This window comes from Halomonas organivorans (genome assembly GCF_014192055.1).
Classification (GTDB): domain Bacteria; phylum Pseudomonadota; class Gammaproteobacteria; order Pseudomonadales; family Halomonadaceae; genus Halomonas; species Halomonas organivorans.
The window spans coordinates 165,099-183,757 of sequence record NZ_JACHXM010000001.1 but is presented as its reverse complement, the minus strand read 5'-3'; the positions used below and the strand labels follow the sequence as shown (position 1 = coordinate 183,757).

The 18,659-nt window shown below is 65.6% G+C and carries 21 protein-coding genes and 2 pseudogenes; 12 read left to right on the top strand and 11 right to left on the bottom strand.

Features of this window, described 5'->3' with window-relative positions; all coding sequences use genetic code 11:
- Positions 1-102 precede the first annotated feature (102 nt).
- A complete protein-coding gene (locus FHR96_RS00845; protein WP_183385748.1) occupies positions 103-1,068 on the bottom strand; it encodes a LysR substrate-binding domain-containing protein in 966 nt (321 codons plus the stop codon).
- Between the two features lie 97 nt (positions 1,069-1,165).
- Between FHR96_RS00845 and FHR96_RS00840 the strand changes: the two genes are divergently transcribed.
- The 4 genes from FHR96_RS00840 (at position 1,166) to FHR96_RS00825 (ending at position 3,861) form a co-directional block, all read left to right on the top strand.
- On the top strand, positions 1,166-2,095 hold the full coding sequence (locus FHR96_RS00840) for a DMT family transporter (RefSeq protein ID WP_246392697.1): 930 nt from the start codon (positions 1,166-1,168) through the stop codon (positions 2,093-2,095).
- A gap of 100 nt (positions 2,096-2,195) precedes the next feature.
- Positions 2,196-2,507, top strand: coding sequence for a DUF1153 domain-containing protein (locus FHR96_RS00835; protein ID WP_183385747.1), 312 nt, complete (start codon positions 2,196-2,198; stop codon positions 2,505-2,507).
- Positions 2,471-3,322: an IS3 family transposase gene (locus tag FHR96_RS00830; protein WP_343066314.1), complete on the top strand. Its 852-nt coding sequence runs from the start codon at positions 2,471-2,473 to the stop codon at positions 3,320-3,322. The genes FHR96_RS00835 and FHR96_RS00830 overlap by 37 nt, the downstream gene beginning before the upstream one ends.
- A gap of 50 nt (positions 3,323-3,372) precedes the next feature.
- Positions 3,373-3,861, top strand: coding sequence for a metallophosphoesterase family protein (locus FHR96_RS00825; RefSeq protein ID WP_183385746.1), 489 nt, complete (start codon positions 3,373-3,375; stop codon positions 3,859-3,861).
- 4 nt (positions 3,862-3,865) lie between these two features.
- Here the strand turns inward: FHR96_RS00825 and FHR96_RS00820 are convergent, their stop codons facing one another.
- From FHR96_RS00820 to FHR96_RS00800, 5 genes are all read right to left on the bottom strand, one after another.
- Entirely contained in the window at positions 3,866-5,176 is a 1,311-nt protein-coding gene (locus FHR96_RS00820) for an arsenic transporter (protein ID WP_183385745.1), read from the bottom strand.
- Positions 5,177-5,202: 26 nt separating this feature from the next.
- Positions 5,203-5,919: an arsenical resistance protein ArsH gene (gene arsH / locus FHR96_RS00815; RefSeq protein ID WP_183385744.1), complete on the bottom strand. Its 717-nt coding sequence runs from the start codon at positions 5,917-5,919 to the stop codon at positions 5,203-5,205.
- Positions 5,916-6,329: an arsenate reductase (glutaredoxin) gene (arsC, locus tag FHR96_RS00810; protein ID WP_183385743.1), complete on the bottom strand. Its 414-nt coding sequence runs from the start codon at positions 6,327-6,329 to the stop codon at positions 5,916-5,918. The genes arsH and arsC overlap by 4 nt, the downstream gene beginning before the upstream one ends.
- Positions 6,326-6,667 carry an ArsR/SmtB family transcription factor gene (locus FHR96_RS00805; protein WP_246392695.1) on the bottom strand — a complete coding sequence of 114 codons (342 nt, stop codon included), beginning with the start codon at positions 6,665-6,667 and terminating at the stop codon, positions 6,326-6,328. The genes arsC and FHR96_RS00805 overlap by 4 nt, the downstream gene beginning before the upstream one ends.
- A 205-nt stretch (positions 6,668-6,872) precedes the next feature.
- The gene (locus FHR96_RS00800; protein WP_183385741.1) at positions 6,873-7,856 is read right to left on the bottom strand and encodes an aldo/keto reductase; all 984 of its coding nucleotides are present in this window, start codon (positions 7,854-7,856) and stop codon (positions 6,873-6,875) included.
- Between the two features lie 68 nt (positions 7,857-7,924).
- On the opposite strand from FHR96_RS00800, the gene FHR96_RS00795 reads away from it, so the two are divergent.
- Positions 7,925-8,866, top strand: coding sequence for a LysR family transcriptional regulator (locus tag FHR96_RS00795; RefSeq protein WP_183385740.1), 942 nt, complete (start codon positions 7,925-7,927; stop codon positions 8,864-8,866).
- Positions 8,867-8,897: 31 nt separating this feature from the next.
- On the opposite strand, the gene FHR96_RS00790 is transcribed toward FHR96_RS00795, so the two are convergent.
- Positions 8,898-9,200 carry a LysE family transporter gene (locus FHR96_RS00790; protein ID WP_281378354.1) on the bottom strand — a complete coding sequence of 101 codons (303 nt, stop codon included), beginning with the start codon at positions 9,198-9,200 and terminating at the stop codon, positions 8,898-8,900.
- Positions 9,201-9,223: 23 nt separating this feature from the next.
- Between FHR96_RS00790 and FHR96_RS22720 the strand changes: the two are divergent.
- The 3 genes and pseudogenes from FHR96_RS22720 to FHR96_RS22315 all read left to right on the top strand — a co-directional run bounded on the left by FHR96_RS22720 (position 9,224) and on the right by FHR96_RS22315 (position 10,988).
- Positions 9,224-9,543: pseudogene (locus FHR96_RS22720) on the top strand (hypothetical protein).
- Positions 9,544-9,732: 189 nt separating this feature from the next.
- Positions 9,733-10,257 carry an aminotransferase-like domain-containing protein gene (locus tag FHR96_RS22320; protein WP_221195645.1) on the top strand — a complete coding sequence of 175 codons (525 nt, stop codon included), beginning with the start codon at positions 9,733-9,735 and terminating at the stop codon, positions 10,255-10,257.
- The gene (locus FHR96_RS22315) at positions 10,254-10,988 is read left to right on the top strand and encodes an aminotransferase-like domain-containing protein (protein ID WP_221195644.1); all 735 of its coding nucleotides are present in this window, start codon (positions 10,254-10,256) and stop codon (positions 10,986-10,988) included. Before FHR96_RS22320 ends, FHR96_RS22315 begins: the two co-directional genes overlap by 4 nt.
- Before the next feature lie 45 nt (positions 10,989-11,033).
- Here the strand turns inward: FHR96_RS22315 and FHR96_RS00770 are convergent.
- The 4 genes and pseudogenes from FHR96_RS00770 to FHR96_RS00755 form a co-directional block, all read right to left on the bottom strand.
- Positions 11,034-11,349 (bottom strand): annotated as a pseudogene (locus tag FHR96_RS00770) (IS30 family transposase); the annotation flags it as partial.
- Between the two features lie 186 nt (positions 11,350-11,535).
- Positions 11,536-12,030: a methylated-DNA--[protein]-cysteine S-methyltransferase gene (locus tag FHR96_RS00765; protein WP_183385736.1), complete on the bottom strand. Its 495-nt coding sequence runs from the start codon at positions 12,028-12,030 to the stop codon at positions 11,536-11,538.
- Positions 12,020-13,441, bottom strand: a complete 1,422-nt coding sequence (locus FHR96_RS00760) for a DNA-3-methyladenine glycosylase 2 family protein (protein WP_183385735.1) — start codon at positions 13,439-13,441, stop codon at positions 12,020-12,022. The genes FHR96_RS00765 and FHR96_RS00760 overlap by 11 nt, the downstream gene beginning before the upstream one ends.
- Before the next feature lie 99 nt (positions 13,442-13,540).
- Positions 13,541-14,551, bottom strand: a complete 1,011-nt coding sequence (locus FHR96_RS00755; RefSeq protein WP_183385734.1) for an AraC family transcriptional regulator — start codon at positions 14,549-14,551, stop codon at positions 13,541-13,543.
- Between the two features lie 215 nt (positions 14,552-14,766).
- Here FHR96_RS00755 and FHR96_RS00750 point away from each other — a divergent pair, with 215 nt between their 5' ends.
- Genes FHR96_RS00750 through FHR96_RS00735 form a run of 4 tightly spaced genes read left to right on the top strand, consistent with a single transcriptional unit; the run spans position 14,767 to position 18,616 of the window.
- Positions 14,767-15,999 carry a dienelactone hydrolase family protein gene (locus FHR96_RS00750; RefSeq protein ID WP_183385733.1) on the top strand — a complete coding sequence of 411 codons (1,233 nt, stop codon included), beginning with the start codon at positions 14,767-14,769 and terminating at the stop codon, positions 15,997-15,999.
- Between the two features lie 14 nt (positions 16,000-16,013).
- On the top strand, positions 16,014-16,802 hold the full coding sequence (locus FHR96_RS00745) for an SDR family oxidoreductase (protein WP_183385732.1): 789 nt from the start codon (positions 16,014-16,016) through the stop codon (positions 16,800-16,802).
- Positions 16,803-16,857: 55 nt separating this feature from the next.
- Positions 16,858-18,099: a styrene monooxygenase/indole monooxygenase family protein gene (locus FHR96_RS00740; protein ID WP_183385731.1), complete on the top strand. Its 1,242-nt coding sequence runs from the start codon at positions 16,858-16,860 to the stop codon at positions 18,097-18,099.
- Between the two features lies 1 nt (position 18,100).
- The gene (locus tag FHR96_RS00735) at positions 18,101-18,616 is read left to right on the top strand and encodes a flavin reductase family protein (RefSeq protein ID WP_183385730.1); all 516 of its coding nucleotides are present in this window, start codon (positions 18,101-18,103) and stop codon (positions 18,614-18,616) included.
- Positions 18,617-18,659: the final 43 nt, after the last annotated feature.

Sequence of the window (18,659 nt, the reverse complement as noted above, 5' to 3'; positions counted from 1 at the left end):
CTTGGGCAGCACAAGCGATGTGACTGTCCAGGCTGGCCGCCCTGTTCGATAGTCAGGCGATGTACTGCCGTCTTACAACTCGTGGTTCTTTAATTGCTCACTTTAATGACCCCTTCGGGGGTGGGCCTTGCCGATCGTGTCGCGATCGAAGGCGGCGGCCTCGTTCAGCAGCCAGTCGATGAAGCGTGCGACGGCGAGCGGCGCCTTGCCGCTCTGGGGCGTCAGCAAGTCGTAGGTCATGGGCGAGGCGAGCACATGACGCTCGCCGAAGGGTCGTACGAGCACGCCGCTTTTCAGCCTATCCATGGCTACGGGATGATTGGCCAGCATGATGCCGCGCCCAGCAATGGCCTGATCCATGGCCAGGCCGGAGAGCGAGTAGCGACGCTGTGGCGGTGGCACCCGGTCGGCGACGCCGGCGGCCTCGAGCCACTCCCGCCAGCCTGGAAAGGCGACGCCCTGGGAGGACTCCCAGCAGACTTCCAGCAGGCTGTGATGAGCTAGGTCGGCGGGCGTCATGGGGCGATCGCTGTGCTCCAACAGTGACGGGGCACAGACGGGAAACAGCTCGTCGCCGAACAGGTGGTGACTTTTCACCTCCGACCAGGGGCCGCGGCCGTAGCGAATCGCCAGGCGAGCGCCGTCTCCCTGCCAGGCCGGCACCGTCAACGACTGGCTGGCCTCCAGCGAGATGTCGATGCCGCCCACCCTGGCGTCGAAATCCGCTAGCCGTGGCAATAGCCACAGCTGCATGAAGGAGGGCGGGGCGCTGAGCGTCAGCATGGGCGCTTGTCGCGCGCTCTCCTGGGCGGCCATGACCCCGGCGGCGATGCGCTCGAGGCCGCTGTCGATGTCCTGAGCCAACCGTCGTCCGGCCTCGTTCAGGTACACGCCGTTGGCATGCCGGGCGAACAGCGACACGCCGAGCCGGTCCTCAAGTTGCTTGATCTGGCGGCTGACCGCACCAGGGGTAACGCCCAGCCGACTGGCGGCGTGCTTGAAGCTTTCCGCGCGAGCCGCCTCGGCAAACGCTCGCAGCGCATTCAGGGGGAGGCGTTCGATCTTCATAGAGTGATTTTTCCTGAGTCTTGGCCTCCAGATTAATCGTTTGGCGACGCCGCCGCCAAATGCTCCACTTGGCCTCTAATACGGCCAAGGGGGCGACATGCAAGAGACCAAGCAGTTGAGCAATGCTATGGCATCGGTCGGTGGTACGGCACGCCGGCACCTGGATATGCAGGCCAGTGCGCTGATGGTGCTGTTCTGCCTGGCGCTGGGCTTTCAGCAGGTGGCGATCAAGATGGTCGCGTCGGATATCTCGCCGCTGGCCCAGGTTGCCTTGCGCTCTGCGCTGGCAGCGCTGCTGGTGGCGGCGCTGGCCTATCGGCAAGGCATTCGAGCGGCCGACCTGCGCGCCCATCTCGGCCCGGGCATTCTGGTGGGGCTAGGGTTTGCCGCCGAATTCGTGTTCGTGGCCTGGGGGCTGAACTACACGCTGGCCTCGCACATGTCGGTATTCCTCTATACCGCTCCGGTGTTCGCGGCCCTGGGACTTCACCTGCTGGTACCGGGGGAGCAGCTGACGCGGCGCCAGTGGATGGGTGTCGGGCTGGCCTTCGGCGGCATGGTGCTCGCCATGGCTCCGGCCACCGATATCGCCAATGCCGGCGACATCCTGCGGGGCGATCTGCTGGGGCTGCTGGCCGGCCTCGCCTGGGCCGCTACCACCCTGGTGATACGTCGCTCCTCGCTGTCCGAGGCGCCCCCGGTCCAGACGCTGTTCTACCAGCTCGCTTTTACCGGCCTGCTGTTGCTGCCTGTGACCGCGCTGTTCGGCGATCTCGGCCGCATCCAGGCGACCGGCGCGGTGGTCGCCAGCCTGTCCTTCCAGACCCTGGTCATCTCGCTGGCCGCTCTGCTGCTGTGGTTTGCGTTGCTGCGTCGCTATTTCGCCTCCCAACTGGGGGTCTTCTCGTTCCTGTCACCGGTGTTTGGCGTGCTGTTCGGGGCGCTGATGCTTGGCGAACCGCTGACGACCAACTTCCTCGCAGGTGGAGTGGCCCTGCTGGTCGGCCTGCTGGTGGTGACGCGGTAGCGGCCTGGTTCTTTTGGCCGCTGAGCGTCACCATGGGGCAAATCTGAAGTGACCCCCTCCATAGCTGCACAGGGTATAGTGCAGCCATCAGGAGGACAGGATGAGCGACGACAACCCGATCAAGCGATGGACCGCCAAGCGCAAGGCCGCCGTGGTTATGGACATCTTCAAGGGCAAGACCACGGCCGCTGAGGTGGCTCGTCAGTACGACCTCACCGTTTCCGAGGTCGAGGGCTGGATCGATGAGGCCCAGCGCAGCATGGAAAACGGATTCAAGGCCCGCCCCAAGGATATCCGTGAGCAGTATGAGTCCGAGCTCCGGGAGACCAAGGAGGCACTGGGCGAAGCCCACCTGCAGATCTATGCACTAAAAAAATTCAAGCGCCTGCTCGACGAGGACGAGAACTCGTAAGGTCGCTGCAGGCGCAACTGGCCGAGGAAGGCCATGTCATATCGCTCGCCAAGCTCTGCCGCTGGCTGGGCTTCCCCCGGCGCAGCTTGTATTACCGCCCTAAGTCGCGGCGGCGTGTCATCAATGCCGACTTGGCGGCGCGGGTGAAACTGGCCCTGGAGCGGTTCCCCACCTATGGCTATCGCCGACTGGCGTGCGTTCTGGGTGAGAACCGCAAGCCAATCCAGCGCATCTTGCAGCTTAAAGGCTGGCAGGTGCGCAAGCGGCCTCAGGGCTTCCGACCGCGTGCCAAGAGCCTTCCATCCGTCGCCTCGTGGCCTGATGAGCGATGGGCGACCGATCTCACCCACGTGTGGTGTGGAAAGGATCGGCGAGCCAGCCTGGCGGTGATCATCGACTGCTGCACACGAGAGATCCTCGGCTGGCGATTATCGGACAATGGCAGCAGCAAGACTGCGGAGGCTGCGCTGGAGGAAGCGCTGATCTATCGGCTCGGGCTGCTGGGGCGCGTTCAGCAACCGTTGGCACTGCGCTCCGACAACGGGCTCGTGTTCAGCAGTCGCCACTACACCGGCACGGTGAAGGCCTATGGCCTCACGCAGGAATTCACGACGCCGTATACACCGGAACAGAACGGTCTCGTGGAACGCTTCTTCCGCTCCTTGAAGGAGGAGTGCATCTGGCTCCATCGCTTCGAGTCGCTGGGCCAAGCCAGGATCGTGATCGATCGCTGGATCCGGTACTACAACGAAGAGCGGCCACATCAGTCTCTGGACTATGTGGCACCCCGAGCACACCCGGCATTAGCCGCGTAGGGTGTGCAGAAACCAGGGGGTCATTACAAATCGCCCCACGGGAGCTGTGCATGAACATCCAGCGCTACGAGCTCGACGACCCGATCGGCGTGATCGCCGACACCCACGGCACGCTGCGCGACGAGGCGCTGGCGATGCTCGAGGGCTGCGGGTTGATCGTGCATCTCGGCGACGTGGGCAGCCGAGACAGGGATGAGGCGATCCTCGAGCGGTTGGGCGAGCTGGCGCCGGTTCACGCCGTACGCGGCAACGTCGATACCGCCGACTGGGCCGAGCGCCTGCCCTGGCATCTCGACCTCGCGGTCAACGGCTGGCGGCTGCACCTGGTGCACGATATTGCCGACTTCGACGATGCCACCGCCTGTGACGCCGTGCTCCACGGCCACTCTCACAAGGCGCGCAACGAGTGGCGCGAGGGCCGGCTGCTGTTCAATCCCGGCGGCGCGGGCCGTCGCCGCTTCACCTTGCCGCTGACCCTGGGCAAGCTGTGGGCCGGTGAAACCGCCCTGCGCGGCGCGATCCTGCATCTGCAGGTGTAGGGCACTACTGAGGCGGGAGCATGGGCAACCAAACGGCCAGGGCGACCAGGGCGGCCAGCAGTACCGGCGGGGTGATGATCAGGCCGACCTTCATGTACTGCCCCCAGCCGATGCGGTAGCCCTTGCCGGCCAGCACGTGCAGCCAGAGCAGGGTGGCGAGGCTGCCGATGGGCGTGAACTTGGGCCCCAGGTCGTTGCCGATGACGTTGGCATAGACCATCAGTTGCTGGGTCGTCGCCGAGACCTGAGCCTGGTCGATGGCCAGTGCGCCCACCAGCGTCGAGGGCATGTTGTTCATCAGCGAGGCGAGGATCGCCGAGGCGAGTCCGGTCCCCACGGTGGCCACGAAGGTTCCCTGACCGCCGAGCCACTCCAGCAACCGGGCGGCCTCGGCGGTCAGCCAGGCATTGCCCAGGCCGTAGACCACCAGGTACATGCCCAGCGAGAACAGCACGATCTGCCAGGGGGCGTTGCCGATGACCTTCCTCAGCGAGATGACGTGCAGGTGGCTCGAGGTGAACCAGCGCCCGGCGATGGCCATCAGCACCAGGGCAGCCACCCCCATGATGGCGGTGAACGGGACCGGCCAGCGGGTGGTCAGGAACAGCGCGACCAGCAGCCCGGCGAGCAGCGGGAAGGCGGCGTGGAAGACCTGGCGGTCGCGGATCGCCGTGGCCGGTGCCTCGAGCCGCTCGACGTCGTAGCGGGCGGGAATGTCGCGTCTGAAGTACCAGCCGAGCACCGCCAGCGTGGCCAGAAGCGACACCAGGTCGATCGGTATCATCACCTGGGCGTAACGATCGAAGCCGATATCGAAGTAGTTGGCGCTGACGATATTGACCAGGTTCGAGATGACCAGCGGCAGGCTGGTCGAGTCGGCGACGAAGCCGGTGGCGATGATGAAGGCCAGGGCGGCCCCGGGGCGGAAGTCGAGACGCGCCAGGATGGCGACGACGATCGGCGTCAGCAGCAGGGCGGCGCCGTCGTTGGCGAATACCGCTGCGATCATTGCGCCGAGCATCACGATCAGTGGGAACAGCAGTCGCCCCCGACCGTTGCCCCAGCGGGCGATATGCAGGGCGGCCCAGGCGAAGAATCCCGCCTCGTCGAGGATCAGCGAGATGATGATCAGCGCCACGAAGGTGAAGGTGGCATCCCAGACGATGTGCCAGACCGTGCCCACATCGCCCCAGTCAGCGACCCCGGTGGCCAGGGCCAGCGCGGCGCCACCCAGCGCACTCCAGCCAATGCCTAGGCCCTTGGGTTGCCAGATGACCAGCACCAGGGTGAACACGAAGATGGCGAACGCCAGCATGAAGGACTCCTTTCCGGGGTGTGGACTCAGTGCGTCGCCTGGTTGACGCGGCGGGACACCGCCTCGGCGCTTTCGACCCGCTCCGAATAGCGGTCGGTCAGGTAGGCGGCTCGCCCCCGGGTCAGCCAGGTGAACTTCACCAGCTCCTCGCAGACGTCGACCACCCGCAGGTAGAGCGGCGACAGGCGCATGCGCCCGGCCTCGTCGAACTCGTTGAAGGCCTTGGGCACCGATGACTGGTTGGGGATGGTCAGCATGCGCATCCAGCGGCCGAGGATGCGAAGCTGGTTGACGGCATTGAAGCTCTGGCTGCCGCCGGAGACCTCCATCACCGCCAGGGTCTTGCCCTGGGTCGGCCTAACGCCGCCCAGCGCCAGGGGGATCCAGTCGATCTGGGCCTTCATGATGCCGGTCATGGCGCCGTGGCGTTCGGGGCTGACCCACAGCATGCCTTCGCTCCACTCGGCCAGATCGCGCAGTTCCCGCACCTTGGGGTGATCAGCCTCGGCGTCGTCAGGCAGCGGCAGTCCGGAAGGATCAAAGGTGCGCACCTCGCAGCCGTACCAGCGCAGCAGGCGTCCGGCTTCCTCGGCGAGCAGGCGCGAATAGGAGCGGTCGCGCAGCGAGCCGTAAAGCACCAGCAGGCGCGGGGCATGGCGTGGCTCATGCGGGCCCGCCAGGGCGTCGACGTCGATGGGGCGCAAGAGCTCGGGGTCGATGTTGGGGAGCGTGTCGAGCGTCATGATGCGGTTTCCTCGAAACGGATGAACTCACCGTCTTCCTTGGTGAACTCGGTGACGGGATTCGGCAGCAGGCCCAGCACCGTTTCCGAGGGGCGGCACAGGCGGGTGCCGTGCTCCGTCACCACGATGGGCCGATTGATCAAAATGGGATGGGCCAGCATGGCATCGATCAACTGCTCGTCGGTCAGTGCCGGGTCGCCCAGCCCCAGGTCGTCGTAGGGCGTGCCCTTGCGGCGCAGCAGCTCCCGCGGCGGTATCGCCATCGCTGTCAGCAGTTCCCGCAGCTTTTCCAGGGTGGGCGGCGTCTTGAGGTATTCGATGACGTGAGGCTCCTCGCCGGAAGCGCGGAGCATGGCCAGGGTATTGCGGGAGGTCCCGCACGCCGGGTTGTGATAGATCACGCTGATCATGCTGGGGGATCCTCCGACGGGGGGCAGCAGGGGCGCAGCTCCTCGAGGAGCGGCTCGCAGAGCTCGGGGCGGCCGGCACAGCAGTCGCGCACCAGGAAACTGAGCGTCTCGCGCATGTGATCGAGGCTGGCGCGGTAGATGATCGATCGGCTCTGGCGGCGCGAGACCACCAGCCCCGCCCGGGATAGCACGCCCAGATGGGTCGACATGGTGTTGTGCGGCACGCCCATCAGCCGGGCGATCTCGCCGGCCGGCAGGCCTTCCGGCTCGTGGCGCACCAGTACCCGGAAGGTCTCAAGGCGGGTCGCCTGGGAGAGGGCCGTAAAGGCCTCGAGCATTTGCTTTGTGTCCATATGTCGAGAGTTACAGACATATTGGTGAGATGCAAGCGCTGCTTCGATCAGGAACCCTGGCATGTCGCTGTTCGTGAGCGGCGTTGACGGGCATGTTGCCACCCGCCACGCTCACTACTTCATGCACTCTACGGTCGGCACCATTGTCATCGACCAGGCTCGTGATCCCGAAAGGCCGCCTTGGCCGCGTTCATGCGTTGACCCCCTTCATGCCTTCGGCGGTGTAACGTTCGCCGGTCACCGGGAGTCGCGCGGTGGCGGCTTCGAGCCGATGGCATTCGTCCGGCGTCAGCCTGAGATCCGCTGCAGCGACGTTCTCCTCGAGATAGCGCAGTCGCTTGGTGCCTGGAATCGGCACGATGTCGTCTCCCTGGGCGAGCAACCAGGCCAGCGACAGCTGGGCCGGCGTGCAGCCCTTCTCGGCGGCGAGCACGGCGATGGCCTCGGCGATCCGCCGGTTGGCGTCCATCGCCTCGGGCGCGAAGCGGGGCAGGCCGGGGCGGAAATCGCCCTCCTCGAAGTCGGATTCGTTCCGATAGCGACCGGTCAGGAAGCCGCGCCCCAGCGGCGAGTAGGGTACGAAGCCGATGCCGAGCTCGCGGCAGGTCGGCAGCACCGCGGCTTCCACGTCGCGGGTCCACAGCGAGTATTCGGTCTGCACGGCGCTGATCGGGTGCACGGCGTGGGCCCTGCGCAGGGTCTCGGCGCTGACCTCGCACAGGCCGATGCGGGCGACCTTGCCTTCCTCGACGAGCCGCGCCAGGCCGTCGATGGTCTCCTCGATCGGTCGTTCGGGGTCGATGCGATGCACGTAGTAGAGGTCGATCCGCTCGACGCCGAGCCGGCGTAGCGAGCCCTCGCAGGCCTCGCGGGCATAGCCTGCGCTGTTGTCCAGGCTGCGCCGGTACTCGCCGGGCTTGCGAACGATGCCGAACTTGGTGGCGATCTTCACCTCGGTCCGCTGGCGCGACAGGAAGTCGCCGATCAGGGTCTCGTTGTGGTGAGAGCCGTACATGTCGGCGGTGTCGAGGAAGTCCACGCCGAGCTCTATCGCCCTGGCCAACACGCGCCGGGATTCGTCATCATGGCGCGGACCGTAGAATTCGCTCATGCCCATGCAGCCAAGGCCCATGGCCGATACCGTCAGGTCCTTTCCGAGGGTGCGTCGTTGCATGCTGGCGTCTCCTGTCGCGTTGAGGAAAATGACGGCAATCAGCGTTACACACACCAGGAACCAGCAATATGCACGACTCCGGAAAGGGGGTTTCCAGGAATGAAAAGCCGGCGTCGCGCCGGGTCGACTGGAACGATGCCGGCGCCTTCATCGCCGTGGCACGCCTCGGCACCTTGAGCGGCGCGGCGGCGAGGCTCGGGGTCGGCATCGCCACCCTGGCACGACGCATCGAACGCCTGGAAGCGGCCATGGGGGTTCCGCTGTTCGTCCGCCAGCAGTCGGGCTACCGGCTCACCGCCGAGGGGAAGGGGTTGGTTCCCAGGGCCGAGGCGCTGGAAGCCGCCGCCCATGCCTTCGCCTCGGGCGTAGACGACGGCCAGGAGATGACCGGGCGAATCAGGCTGGCCACCGCTGAGAACCTGGCGACCCGCCTGATCCTGCCGGCCTTGCCGAGGTTCCGGGAGCGCTACCCGGGGCTCGCCATCGATCTCGTCACGGATATCCCGACCGCCAACCTGCAGCGCCGGGACGCCGACCTGGCCATCCGCATGGTCAAGCCCGAGCGGGGCAATCTGTCGTTCCGGCGCCTGGGGACGTTGGGCTACGGGCTCTATGCCAGCCCCGGCTATCTGGCGCGTCGCCAGTCCGATAGGGCCATGGGGGATGATGGCAGAGATGCCTTCATCGCCTGGGGCGAGCGCCAGGCCCACCTGCCCGCCGCCCGCTGGGTGGTCGCAGCGCTCGACGGCCGTGAGGCTGCGCTGACCACCACATCGCTTCATGCTCAGGTCGTCGCGGCCGAGGCGGGGCTAGGGCTGGCGGTGCTGCCGCATCTGGTGGCGCGGGGCACCGACCTTACCTGCCTAGAGGCGGACATCGGCGTCGAGCAGGACATTTACCTGGTGATCCAGACCGACCTGTCGCGGGCGCCACGGGTCCGGGCATTGGCCGACTTCCTCGGTGAACTGGTCATCGAGCGGCGCGACTGGCTGGAAGCGCCCAGGCCCTGAGGTCTACGTCTCTTTCACGACGACGTCGCCTTCACGACGGTGCCAGCAGCGTGGGCCCTAGCCTGGCCGCGACGATGCCGAGCGCCAGCAGGATGAGCAGGACGCCGGCCAGCCGCTCGATGTGTCGCAGGCCGTGGCCGAAGCGTCGGATCAGCTGCGGATGGCCCGCCATGTGGCCGATCAGCAGGTCCCAGCCGAGCACCGCCGCGACCATCCAGGCCGCGTACAGCCCCTGGATGCCGGCGGGAGTGGCCTGGGCGTGGAGCACCGCGAACAGGCTGGCGTAGAAGAGCGCGTTCTTGGGATTCAATAGCCCCGAGGCGAGGCCTGCCAGCAGGGCGCCGAAGGCGGCGCTCGGTGCCGTCTCACCGAGGGTGGCGGCGTCGAGCCGCGTCTGTCTGTAAGCTGCTGAAGCGCACTGGGCTGGGCCTCGACGATATCGACTTGTTCGAAATCAACGAACCCTTCGCGTCTATCGGGTTTGCGACGCTTGATCAGCTCGGCCTCCGCCGCGAGCGGGTTAACCTGGGAGCGCACTTGTGCTTGGACATCCCTACGTGATGTCGGGTACCCGCATTGTCGACGTCTCGCTGTGGGAATTGGAAAGGATCGACGGGAGGCTGGGCATCGCTGCTGTTTGCATCGGGGGTGGTATGGGAATTACCGCACTGTTCTAGCGCTGAAACGGCTTGACAAAAAATGGATAGAGTTGCATGCATGAGATAATATAGTCACGCACAACATGGCGGTCCCCCAATATACGCGAGGCACTGGTATACGTGCGGATAGCATCCGGCACCGGGCTTTGAAATGATACTTTTTGACGGCGAAGTAAACGCATTATAGGATCTTACGAGACGCTAAGTATGGAAAATACGGGAAAAAGTTCGAGCTCGGAAACCACAGGAGCATCTTGGAAGCCTCGTTATGCAGAACGTATGCGCGGGGTTCAGGCATCCGAAATACGAGAACTGCTGAAGCTTATTGATCAGCCGGGCATGATCTCCTTTGCCGGCGGTATTCCCGATCCAGCGCTCTTCCCTACAGAACGGATCCAGGCCATCTATAATGCTATCCTGAACGATAGTAGCGAGGCATGCAAAGCCCTGCAATATTCAGTCAGCGAAGGTGACGCCGAGCTGCGATCATGGATCGCTAATCATATGCAGCGCAAGGGCATACCCTGTAACTCGGAACATATCCTGATCACCAACGGGTCGCAACAGGCGCTCGAGTTTCTAGGCAAGCTATTCATTTCGCCGGGGGATCGGGTAGCCGTCACAGCGCCTACATATCTTGGCGCGCTACAGGCTTTTACGCCGAGCCAACCCGAGTATGCGACGTTGTGTATTTCCGACAACGGTAACGTTTCCCTCGAGGGGGGGGCATGAATGCGGGAGAAGGGAGCGATGCCTTCGCCTATGTCGTTCCAGACTTTGCGAACCCTACTGGCGAGACCCTTGGCGAGACAGAACGTCGCGAAATCCTCGCGCTAGCGGCCGAACGTGACATGCCGGTGATCGAAGACAGTCCTTACGAGATGCTTCGCTTCGACGGAATTTCTGAATTGCCAATGCAAGCACTGGACGTCGAGGATTCCGGCAGTATCGATGCATCCCGCGTCGTCTATTGTGGCTCATTCTCCAAGGTCTTTACGCCAGGCCTTCGGGTCGGCTGGGTGTGTGCGTCGCGTGAGATCATTAGCCGGCTGACACTGATCAAACAGAGCAGTGACCTGAATTCGCCTGCCATAAACCAGCGTGTCATGTTGCATCTGGCGAGAATGACCTATGACGAACAAGTCGAACGTGCTTGCAGTATCTACCGGCAGAAACGCGATGCCATGCTTTCGCTCCTTGGTGACGCCTTGCCAGCAGGTAGTCGATGGACGCGTCCGGACGGCGGTATGTTCGTTTGGGTCACGTTACCCAGCGAAATCGACACCAGAGAACTGCTAGCAACGGCCGGCAGGGATTATGGGGTTGCATTTGTGCCTGGTGGAGCCTTTCATGCTGACGGTGGTGGGGTAAATACGCTAAGGCTAAGCTATACGCTTCCAACCGTTGACCAAATCGAAGTCGGTTTACAGCGCCTTGGACAAGCCATTTCGGCGTCATCCTAGAGCGGTAATCTTCACACGGCTGCTGCCGTTTCTGAATGCAACACCTCAATGCGTTGATGACGGAGCCTCATGGTACTGCGCCATCAGCTCGCTCATCATTTCGATGGAACACTTGAAGTCGAAGCGCTTTCGCGGCCGCATATTCAGCCCAAGCGCGATCTCATCCAGTTCCTTCAGGCTATGGACCGGTAGGTCTGTTCCCTTGGGCAAGGAGTGCCGTATGAGTCCATTGATATTTTCGTTGGCGTCTCTCTACCATGGGCTATGCGGGTCATAGAAATAGATGGCAACACCGGTATTCTGGGTAATCTTGGCGTGCTGCGTCATTTCGCGGCCCCTGATCATACGTCATGCGCTTCCTTCAGAATTTGGGGCCAAGCCTTCTCATCAACAATAGATGGTGGATCGGTTGCACCAGGGCTATTCGAATAGCCCTGGTGCTCAATACTCAGACCAAGCCAGCTAGCCTACTCCCATGGCATACCATGCCGGCGGGGGACCCCGTGCCTCCCGACTCACGTCAGGGCGTTGCTGTTGAGGAGGTGACTCACCCCAACGCGAAGGGCACCTCGCCGGCCTCATGGGCCAGCAGCCACTGCTTGCGGCCGATGCCGGCGGCGTAGCCGGTCAGCCGGCCGTCGCTGCCGATCACCCGGTGGCAGGGCACCACGACGGCCAGCGGGTTCTTGCCGTTGGCCGCGCCCACCGCGCGCTGCCCGCCCTTGCAGCCGAGCTGCTCGGCGATCTCGGCGTAGCAGCGGGTCTCGCCGAAGGGGATCGTCGCCAGCGCCTGCCACACCCGGCGCTGGAAGTCGGTGCCCTCGGGGGCCAGCGGCAGGTCGAAGGCTTGGCGGGTGCCGGCGAAGTACTCGGCGAGCTGGGCGCGGGCCTGCTCGGTGTGGGCGTTGGGCCGGGCCGGCGCGTCCTCCTCCATGACGAAGGCGATCCGGGTCAGCCCCGAGCCAGAGGCTTCGAGGCGAACCAGGCCGAGGGCTTCGCTCTCCGGCGGGCGGAAGTAGTCCAGGGCGTTGTCAGTGCTCATTGGCTTGGCTCCTTGCGTCATGCGTGGGGAGTGGCTGAGACCAGAGCTGCAGGGTCAGGTAGCTGCGCCAGGGCGCGGCGGTGGCCGGGGCGGCGCCGTGAAGGCAGGGCAGGGCCCGGCGTACGCCGGCGTCGCCGGCAAGCCACACATCGGGATGGCTGGTGCCACGCAGGGCCGCGTAGCTGGCCGTCCAGGGCCCGATGCCCTTGAGCGTCGTCCACGCCGTCGGCTCGTCATCGGCCTCGCCGTCAGCGTACCAGCTCGAGAAGCGCTTCAGGGTCGCCTTGCGAGCACCGGGCATGCGCAGGCAGTCGAGCGCGCTGCCGGCGACCGCCGCGGGCGTCGGGAAGTGATAGCCGTTTCCGGCCGGCTCGCCCAGGGCCTCCACCAGTCGGGTGACCAGGCCGCGGGCGGCGTCGGTGGAAACCTGCTGGCCGAGGATGGCACGTGCCCCGGCCTCGAAGGGCGACCAGATGCCGGGCAGGCGCAGCCCCTCGACGAGCTCGAGCGTGGGGAAGGCGTCGGCCAGGTGGGCCTCGATGGTGGCGGTGTCGGCGTCCAGGTCGAGCACTCGGCGGATTCGCCGCACCACCGGCGACAGCACCTGCAGGTCGTCGAGCTCGAGGCGGACCCGGAAGGCCTGGCGTTCCGGTACGTGCTCGGCGGTGAACTGGCCCGTCGCCGTTCTACCGTCGGCCGCGTCCCAGCGAATGTGGCGGCCGTAGTGCTCCTCGCCGACCCACTCCAGGCCGGGAATGGCGCGGCCGGCGTGGAAGTCGCGCAGCGCCGGCCAGGCGTAGGGCGGGCGGTAGGCCAACCATAGCGTCAAGGGCTCGCCGGCCTGGCTGGGCGTGCCGGCACGGCGGCGTAGTTCCCGCGGGGCCAGGCCGATGCGATTCAGGAAGGCATCGTTGAAGCGTCGCAGGCTGCGAAAGCCGCTGGCGTAGGCGATATCGGTGATCGGTAGCGTCGTCTGGTGGAGCAGCTGCTTGGCGAACAGGCACTGGCGGTGCTGGGCATAGGCCTTGGGCGAGACGCCGAGCTGCTCGTGGAACAGCCGGCGCAGGTGGCGTTCGCCTACGCCTAGCCGTTCGCACAGGGCGCCGAGCGGGCCGTCGCGCAGGGCGCCGTCGTCGATCAGCCGCAGGGCGCGCTCCAGGGTAGCGCGGGTGCCGCGCCAGGCGGGGGAGTCCGGCGCGCTGTCCGGCCGGCAGCGCAGGCAGGGGCGAAAGCCCGCCTCGGCGGCGGCCAGGGCACTGTCAAAGTAGCGCACGTTGGTTTCCCGGGGCGGCGTGGCCGGGCAGATCGGCCGGCAGTAGATGCCGGTGGTAGTCACGGCGACCACGAAACGGCCGTCGAAGCGGGCGTCCCGGGCCAGACGGGCCTGGCGGCACTGGGCGGGGTCCAGCATGGCGGCGCTCCTCGATTCCGACTCTTCCTCGCCAGTGTATCGCGTCATGTGGACAAGACTCGCCGGAATCGGACGTCAAGCCGCCAACGGTGATGCCTCTCAGTCGTTGGCTCGGCGTCGAGTCTCGCTCGGCATTTCGCCGAAGACCTGGCGGTAGCGCTGGCTGAAGCGGCCCATATGGGTGAAGCCCCAGCGCATGGCGGTCTCGGTGATCGAGGCACTGTTGCCGTGCGCCTGCAGTGCCGTCCTGATCCGTTGCAGACGGACTTGGCGGAGGTATTCCATCGGGCTCTGTTGCCGGAAGTCGCGAAACCCGGCATAGAGCGTCCGCAGGCTGACGCCGGCGACCTCGGCCAGATGGGCCGGCGTCAATGGCTCTTCGGCATGCGCCTCGATGTACTCCTCGACCCGCTTGACGTGACGCGGAGCCAGGCGTCTCTCGCCCTGCTGCAGGGCCTCGGAGTAGTTGTGGGGCTGGATCGTCAGCAGGGTGCTGATCACGAGCTGCTCGAGCTGCGAGGCGATCAGCGGCTGGGCGGGGGCGCCGGGGGATTCCTTGAGCAGTCGGACCAGATAGGCGATGAGGTGGAACCAGTTAGGGTCGTCTCGCCAGCGCAGCGCTGGGGCGAAGCACAGTGGTTCGCGCAAGGGATGACCGAGATGGCGGCTGCAGGCCAACTCCAGGGCCTCGCGCTCGATGCGCAGCATCAGCTGGTCGCAGTCGCCGCTCCAGTGCATCTCCAGCCGCGCCGTCGGGTTGAGCACCGAGGCCAGACGCTCATGGGAGCCGATGGACTGCTGATCGCTGAGAATCTCGGCCTGCCCGCAGACGGGCATCTGGATCAGATAGAAGCGCTCCAGACGTTCGGGGTCGATGCGAACTTCGCGGCCATAGGCCAGGCGATTGAAAGAGACCCTGCCGAGGCCCACGGAGTGCAAGCGGGCCTTCCGGGGAGCATCGCCGCGCGGCGTATCCAGCCGGTGCGGCTTGAAGACGCTGGCCACGCTTTCCTGGATCTCATCCAGCGCCTCGGAGCTGAAGACCAGTCGACGCTCGTCCTCCAACAGGGCCGATCTCAACCAGGCGGGTGAACGGTCTTCCGGTGTCATGGGGTTCTCCCTTGTTGTTGTTGTCAGCCGCTTGGTCATGCCGAGCGGTCTCTCAGGGGGGGGCTCAGTATACGTCCGCGATGTCTCGAGCCGGGGATGGCCTGTGCACTTTCTGCACAGAACGGATAGTCGATGCACTGGCCGGCTCGTGTGGTGGGACAGGCCCTGCCTAAGGTGGATCCCGTGACGTTCAACAACAACGAGGAGGCACCATCATGAGCATGTCCATCGAGATCCAGGCGGCGGATGGCAGCGGGAGTTTCGGCGGGTATCTGGCCATTCCGGCCTCCGGCAGCGGGCCTGGCATCGTGCTGCTGCAGGAGATCTTCGGCATCAATGCCACCATCCGCGAGATCGCCGACTACTACGCCGAGGAAGGCTATGTGGTGCTGGCCCCGGACCTGTTCTGGCGCCAGGAAGTCGGCGTCGAACTCGACTATACCCCGGAGGATTGGCAACGCGCCTTTGGCTTCTATCAGGGCTTCGATCAAGATCGTGGCATAGAGGATATCGCCGCCGCCATCGCGGCCCTGCGTTCGCGTCCCGAGTGTAGCGGTCAGGTGGGGGCGCTGGGCTTCTGCCTCGGTGCGCGGATGGCCTATCTCACCGCCTGCCGCTGCGACGTCGACGTGGCCGTGGGCTACTACGGCATGGGTATCGAGCATCACCTCGACGAGGCGGAGAACATCCGGGGCCGGCTGGTGCTGCACTTCGCCGAGAACGACGAGTACTGTCCGGCGGCGGCGCGTCAGGACATCCAGGCCTCCCTGGAGGGTCGCGACCACGTCGAGCTGTATCTCTACCCCGGCGTGGATCACGCCTTCGCCCGTCCGGGCTCCGAGCACTACCACAAGCCGTCGGCGCTGATGGCGCACCAGCGCTCAGTGGCCGCCTTCCGCAAGGCGGTGGGGCCCCGCTATGACCTCTCCGCGCTGTGGGACAAGCACTGCGAGTACGAGTTTTCCACCCGCAACGTCGACGACACCATGGCCACCATGGTCGCCGAGCCTTACGTCAACCACATCCCGACCCTGACCGGCGGCGTCGGCTACCGGGATCTGTATCGCTTCTACAGGCATCACTTCGTCGACAGCAATCCGGCCGATACCCGGTTGATCCCCATCTCGCGGACCATCGGCGAGACCCAGATCGTCGACGAACTGCTGTTCTGCTTCACCCATGATCGGGAGGTTGACTGGCTGTTGCCGGGCATCGCCCCCACCGGCAAGTACGTGGAGATCCCGCTGGTGGCCATCGTCAAGTTCCGCGGCGACAAGCTCTACCACGAGCACATCTACTGGGATCAGGCCTCGGTGCTGGTGCAGATCGGGGTGATCGATCCCGCAGGACTGCCGGTAGCCGGGCATGCCACCGCCGCCAAGCTGCTGGACGAGACGCTGCCGTCCAACGAGCTCATGGCCAAGTGGGCCGAGAGCGCCGAGCGCTGAACGGGGGGATCGAGATGGAAGACTTTCACGCACGCACCGTGATCATCACCGGCGGCGCCACCCTGATCGGGCAGGCGGTGGCCGAGTCCTTCGTCGCCGCCGGAGCCGGCGTTGCCATCCTGGACATCGATGCCGAGGCGGGGGCCGCCCTGGCAGATCGCCTGGGGCCCGCGGCCTGCTTCCTCGCCACCGACATCACCGACGATGTCAGGCTGCAGCAAGCCGTTGAAGAGGTCGAGGCGCGCTTCGGCGGCATCGACGCACTCATCAATCTGGCCTGCAGCTACCTGGACGAGGGCGTTGCCTCCTCGCGCGCCGATTGGCTCCAGGCGCTCGACATCAACCTCGTCAGCGCCGTGATGGCGTCCAAGGCCGTGCTGCCGGCGATGCGCCGGCGCGGCAGTGGCGTCATCGTCAATTTCAGCAGCATCTCGGCCCAGGCCGCTCAGACCGGTCGCTGGCTGTATCCGGCCAGCAAGGCCGCTATCCGCCAGGTGACGCGCAGCATGGCGCTCGATTTCGCCGAGGAGGGCATCCGCGTCAACGCGGTGTCGCCGGGCTGGACCTGGTCACGGCTGATCGAGGAGGTCAGCGGCGGCGACCGCGAACGCACCGATGAGGTGGCGAGCGACTTCCACATGCTCGGCCGCGCCGGCGACCCGGCAGAGGTCGCCCAGGTGGTGCTCTTCCTGTGCTCCGATCGCGCCAGCTTCGTTACCGGCGCCGACTATGCCGTCGACGGCGGCTACTCGGCCCTGGGGCCCGAACAGCGCGTGCCGGCGATTCCCCGACTGGCCGGCTGAGTCCGACCAACCCAGCCTCCGGCTGGCACAACAACAATCGAAAGTGGAGATGATCATGACCCGACGCATTGCCATCGTAGGGGCCGGCCAGTCCGGCCTGCAGACCGGGATTGGCCTGCTCAAGCACGGCTACCAGGTGACCCTGCTGTCCAACCGCACCGGCGAACAGATTCGTCACGGGCGGGTGATGTCCAGCCAGTGCATGTTCGACCGGGCGCTGCAGACCGAGCGCGACCTGGGCCTGAACTTCTGGGAGCAAGATTGCCCGCCGGTCGAGGGCATCGGCATGACCGTGCCGGATCCCGAACGCAAAGGGGCTAAGGTGATCGATTGGGCCGCGCGACTGGATCGCCCGGCGCAATCGGTCGACCAGCGCCTCAAGATGCCGGTATGGATGGACGAGTTCGTTCGCCTCGGCGGCGAGCTGGTGATCCGGGACGCCGGGATCGACGACCTGGAGGAGCTGGCGGCCTCCCACGACCTGGTGCTGGTGGCCGCCGGCAAGGGCGACATCGTGCGGCTGTTCGAACGCGACGCCGAGCGCTCTCGCTTCGACAAGCCCCAGCGGGCCCTGGCGTTGACCTATGTGCAGGGCATGGCGCCCCGGGAACCCTTCTCCCGGGTGGCCTTCAACCTGATCCCCGGCGTCGGCGAGTACTTCGCCTTTCCGGCCCTGACCCTGAATGGCCCCTGCGAGATCATGGTCTTCGAGGGGATTCCCGGCGGTCCGCTGGACTGCTGGCAGGATGTCTCGACGCCCGAGCAGCATCTGGCCAGGAGTCTCGAGCTGCTGCGAACCTTCGCCCCCTGGGAGGCCGAGCGATGCAAGGACGTCCAGCTCACCGACGACCAGGGCATCCTGGCCGGCCGCTTCCCGCCGACCGTGCGTAAGCCGGTCGCGACCCTGCCTTCCGGGCGTCGGGTCATGGGTATCGCCGATACGTTGGTGGTCAATGACCCCATCACCGGCCAGGGCTCCAACAACGGTGCCAAGTGCAGCCGCATCTATCTGGACGCCATCTTGGCGCGAGGGGAGCAGGCCTTCGATGCCGACTGGATGAGCGCCACCTTCGAGGCCTACTGGGACTACGCCAGGGACGTGGTGAGCTGGACCAATAGCCTGCTGCTGCCGCCCGAGGAGCACATCGTCAACCTGCTCGGGGCGGCGCAGGAATCCCCGTCCCTGGCCGCGGTGCTTGCCAACGGTTTCAACAACCCGCCCGATTTCCTCCCTTGGTGGCTGGATGCCCAAGCCTGCGATCACTTCGTCAACGACCACATGAAGAAGGGGGCCTGACATGACGACCCTGACGGCTTCGCCTCGCGCCGAGGCAGCGTTGGCCATCGATGGCCGCGCCCTGCGCGACACCCTGGGCCGCTTTGCCACCGGCGTGACGATCGTCACCGCCCGGACCGAGGAAGGCGCCCCGGTGGGCATCACCGCCAACTCCTTCTCCTCGCTGTCGTTGGACCCGCCGCTGATCCTCTGGAGCCTGGCGCTCAAGTCACCCAGTCTGCCGGCCTTCGCCGAAGGACGTTCCTTCGCGGTCAACATTCTCGGCCAGCACCAGGATGCCCTGGCCATGCAGTTCGCCCGCCCGTCGGAGGACAAGTTCGAGGGGGTGGCCCAGCACGACAACACCGACGGCGTGCCGCTGTTGGACGGTGCGCTGGCCCGGCTCGAATGTCGCGTGGAATTCACCCGCATCGCCGGGGATCACTTGCTCATCGTCGGCCGGGTCCAGGCCTTCTCGACCGAGGAGGGCGAGCCCTTGCTGTTCTACCAGGGCGGTTTCCAGCGCCTTAGCGCTTGAGCATTAACGGGCTCCTCCTCGTCGGAGCCCGCCTCATGACAAC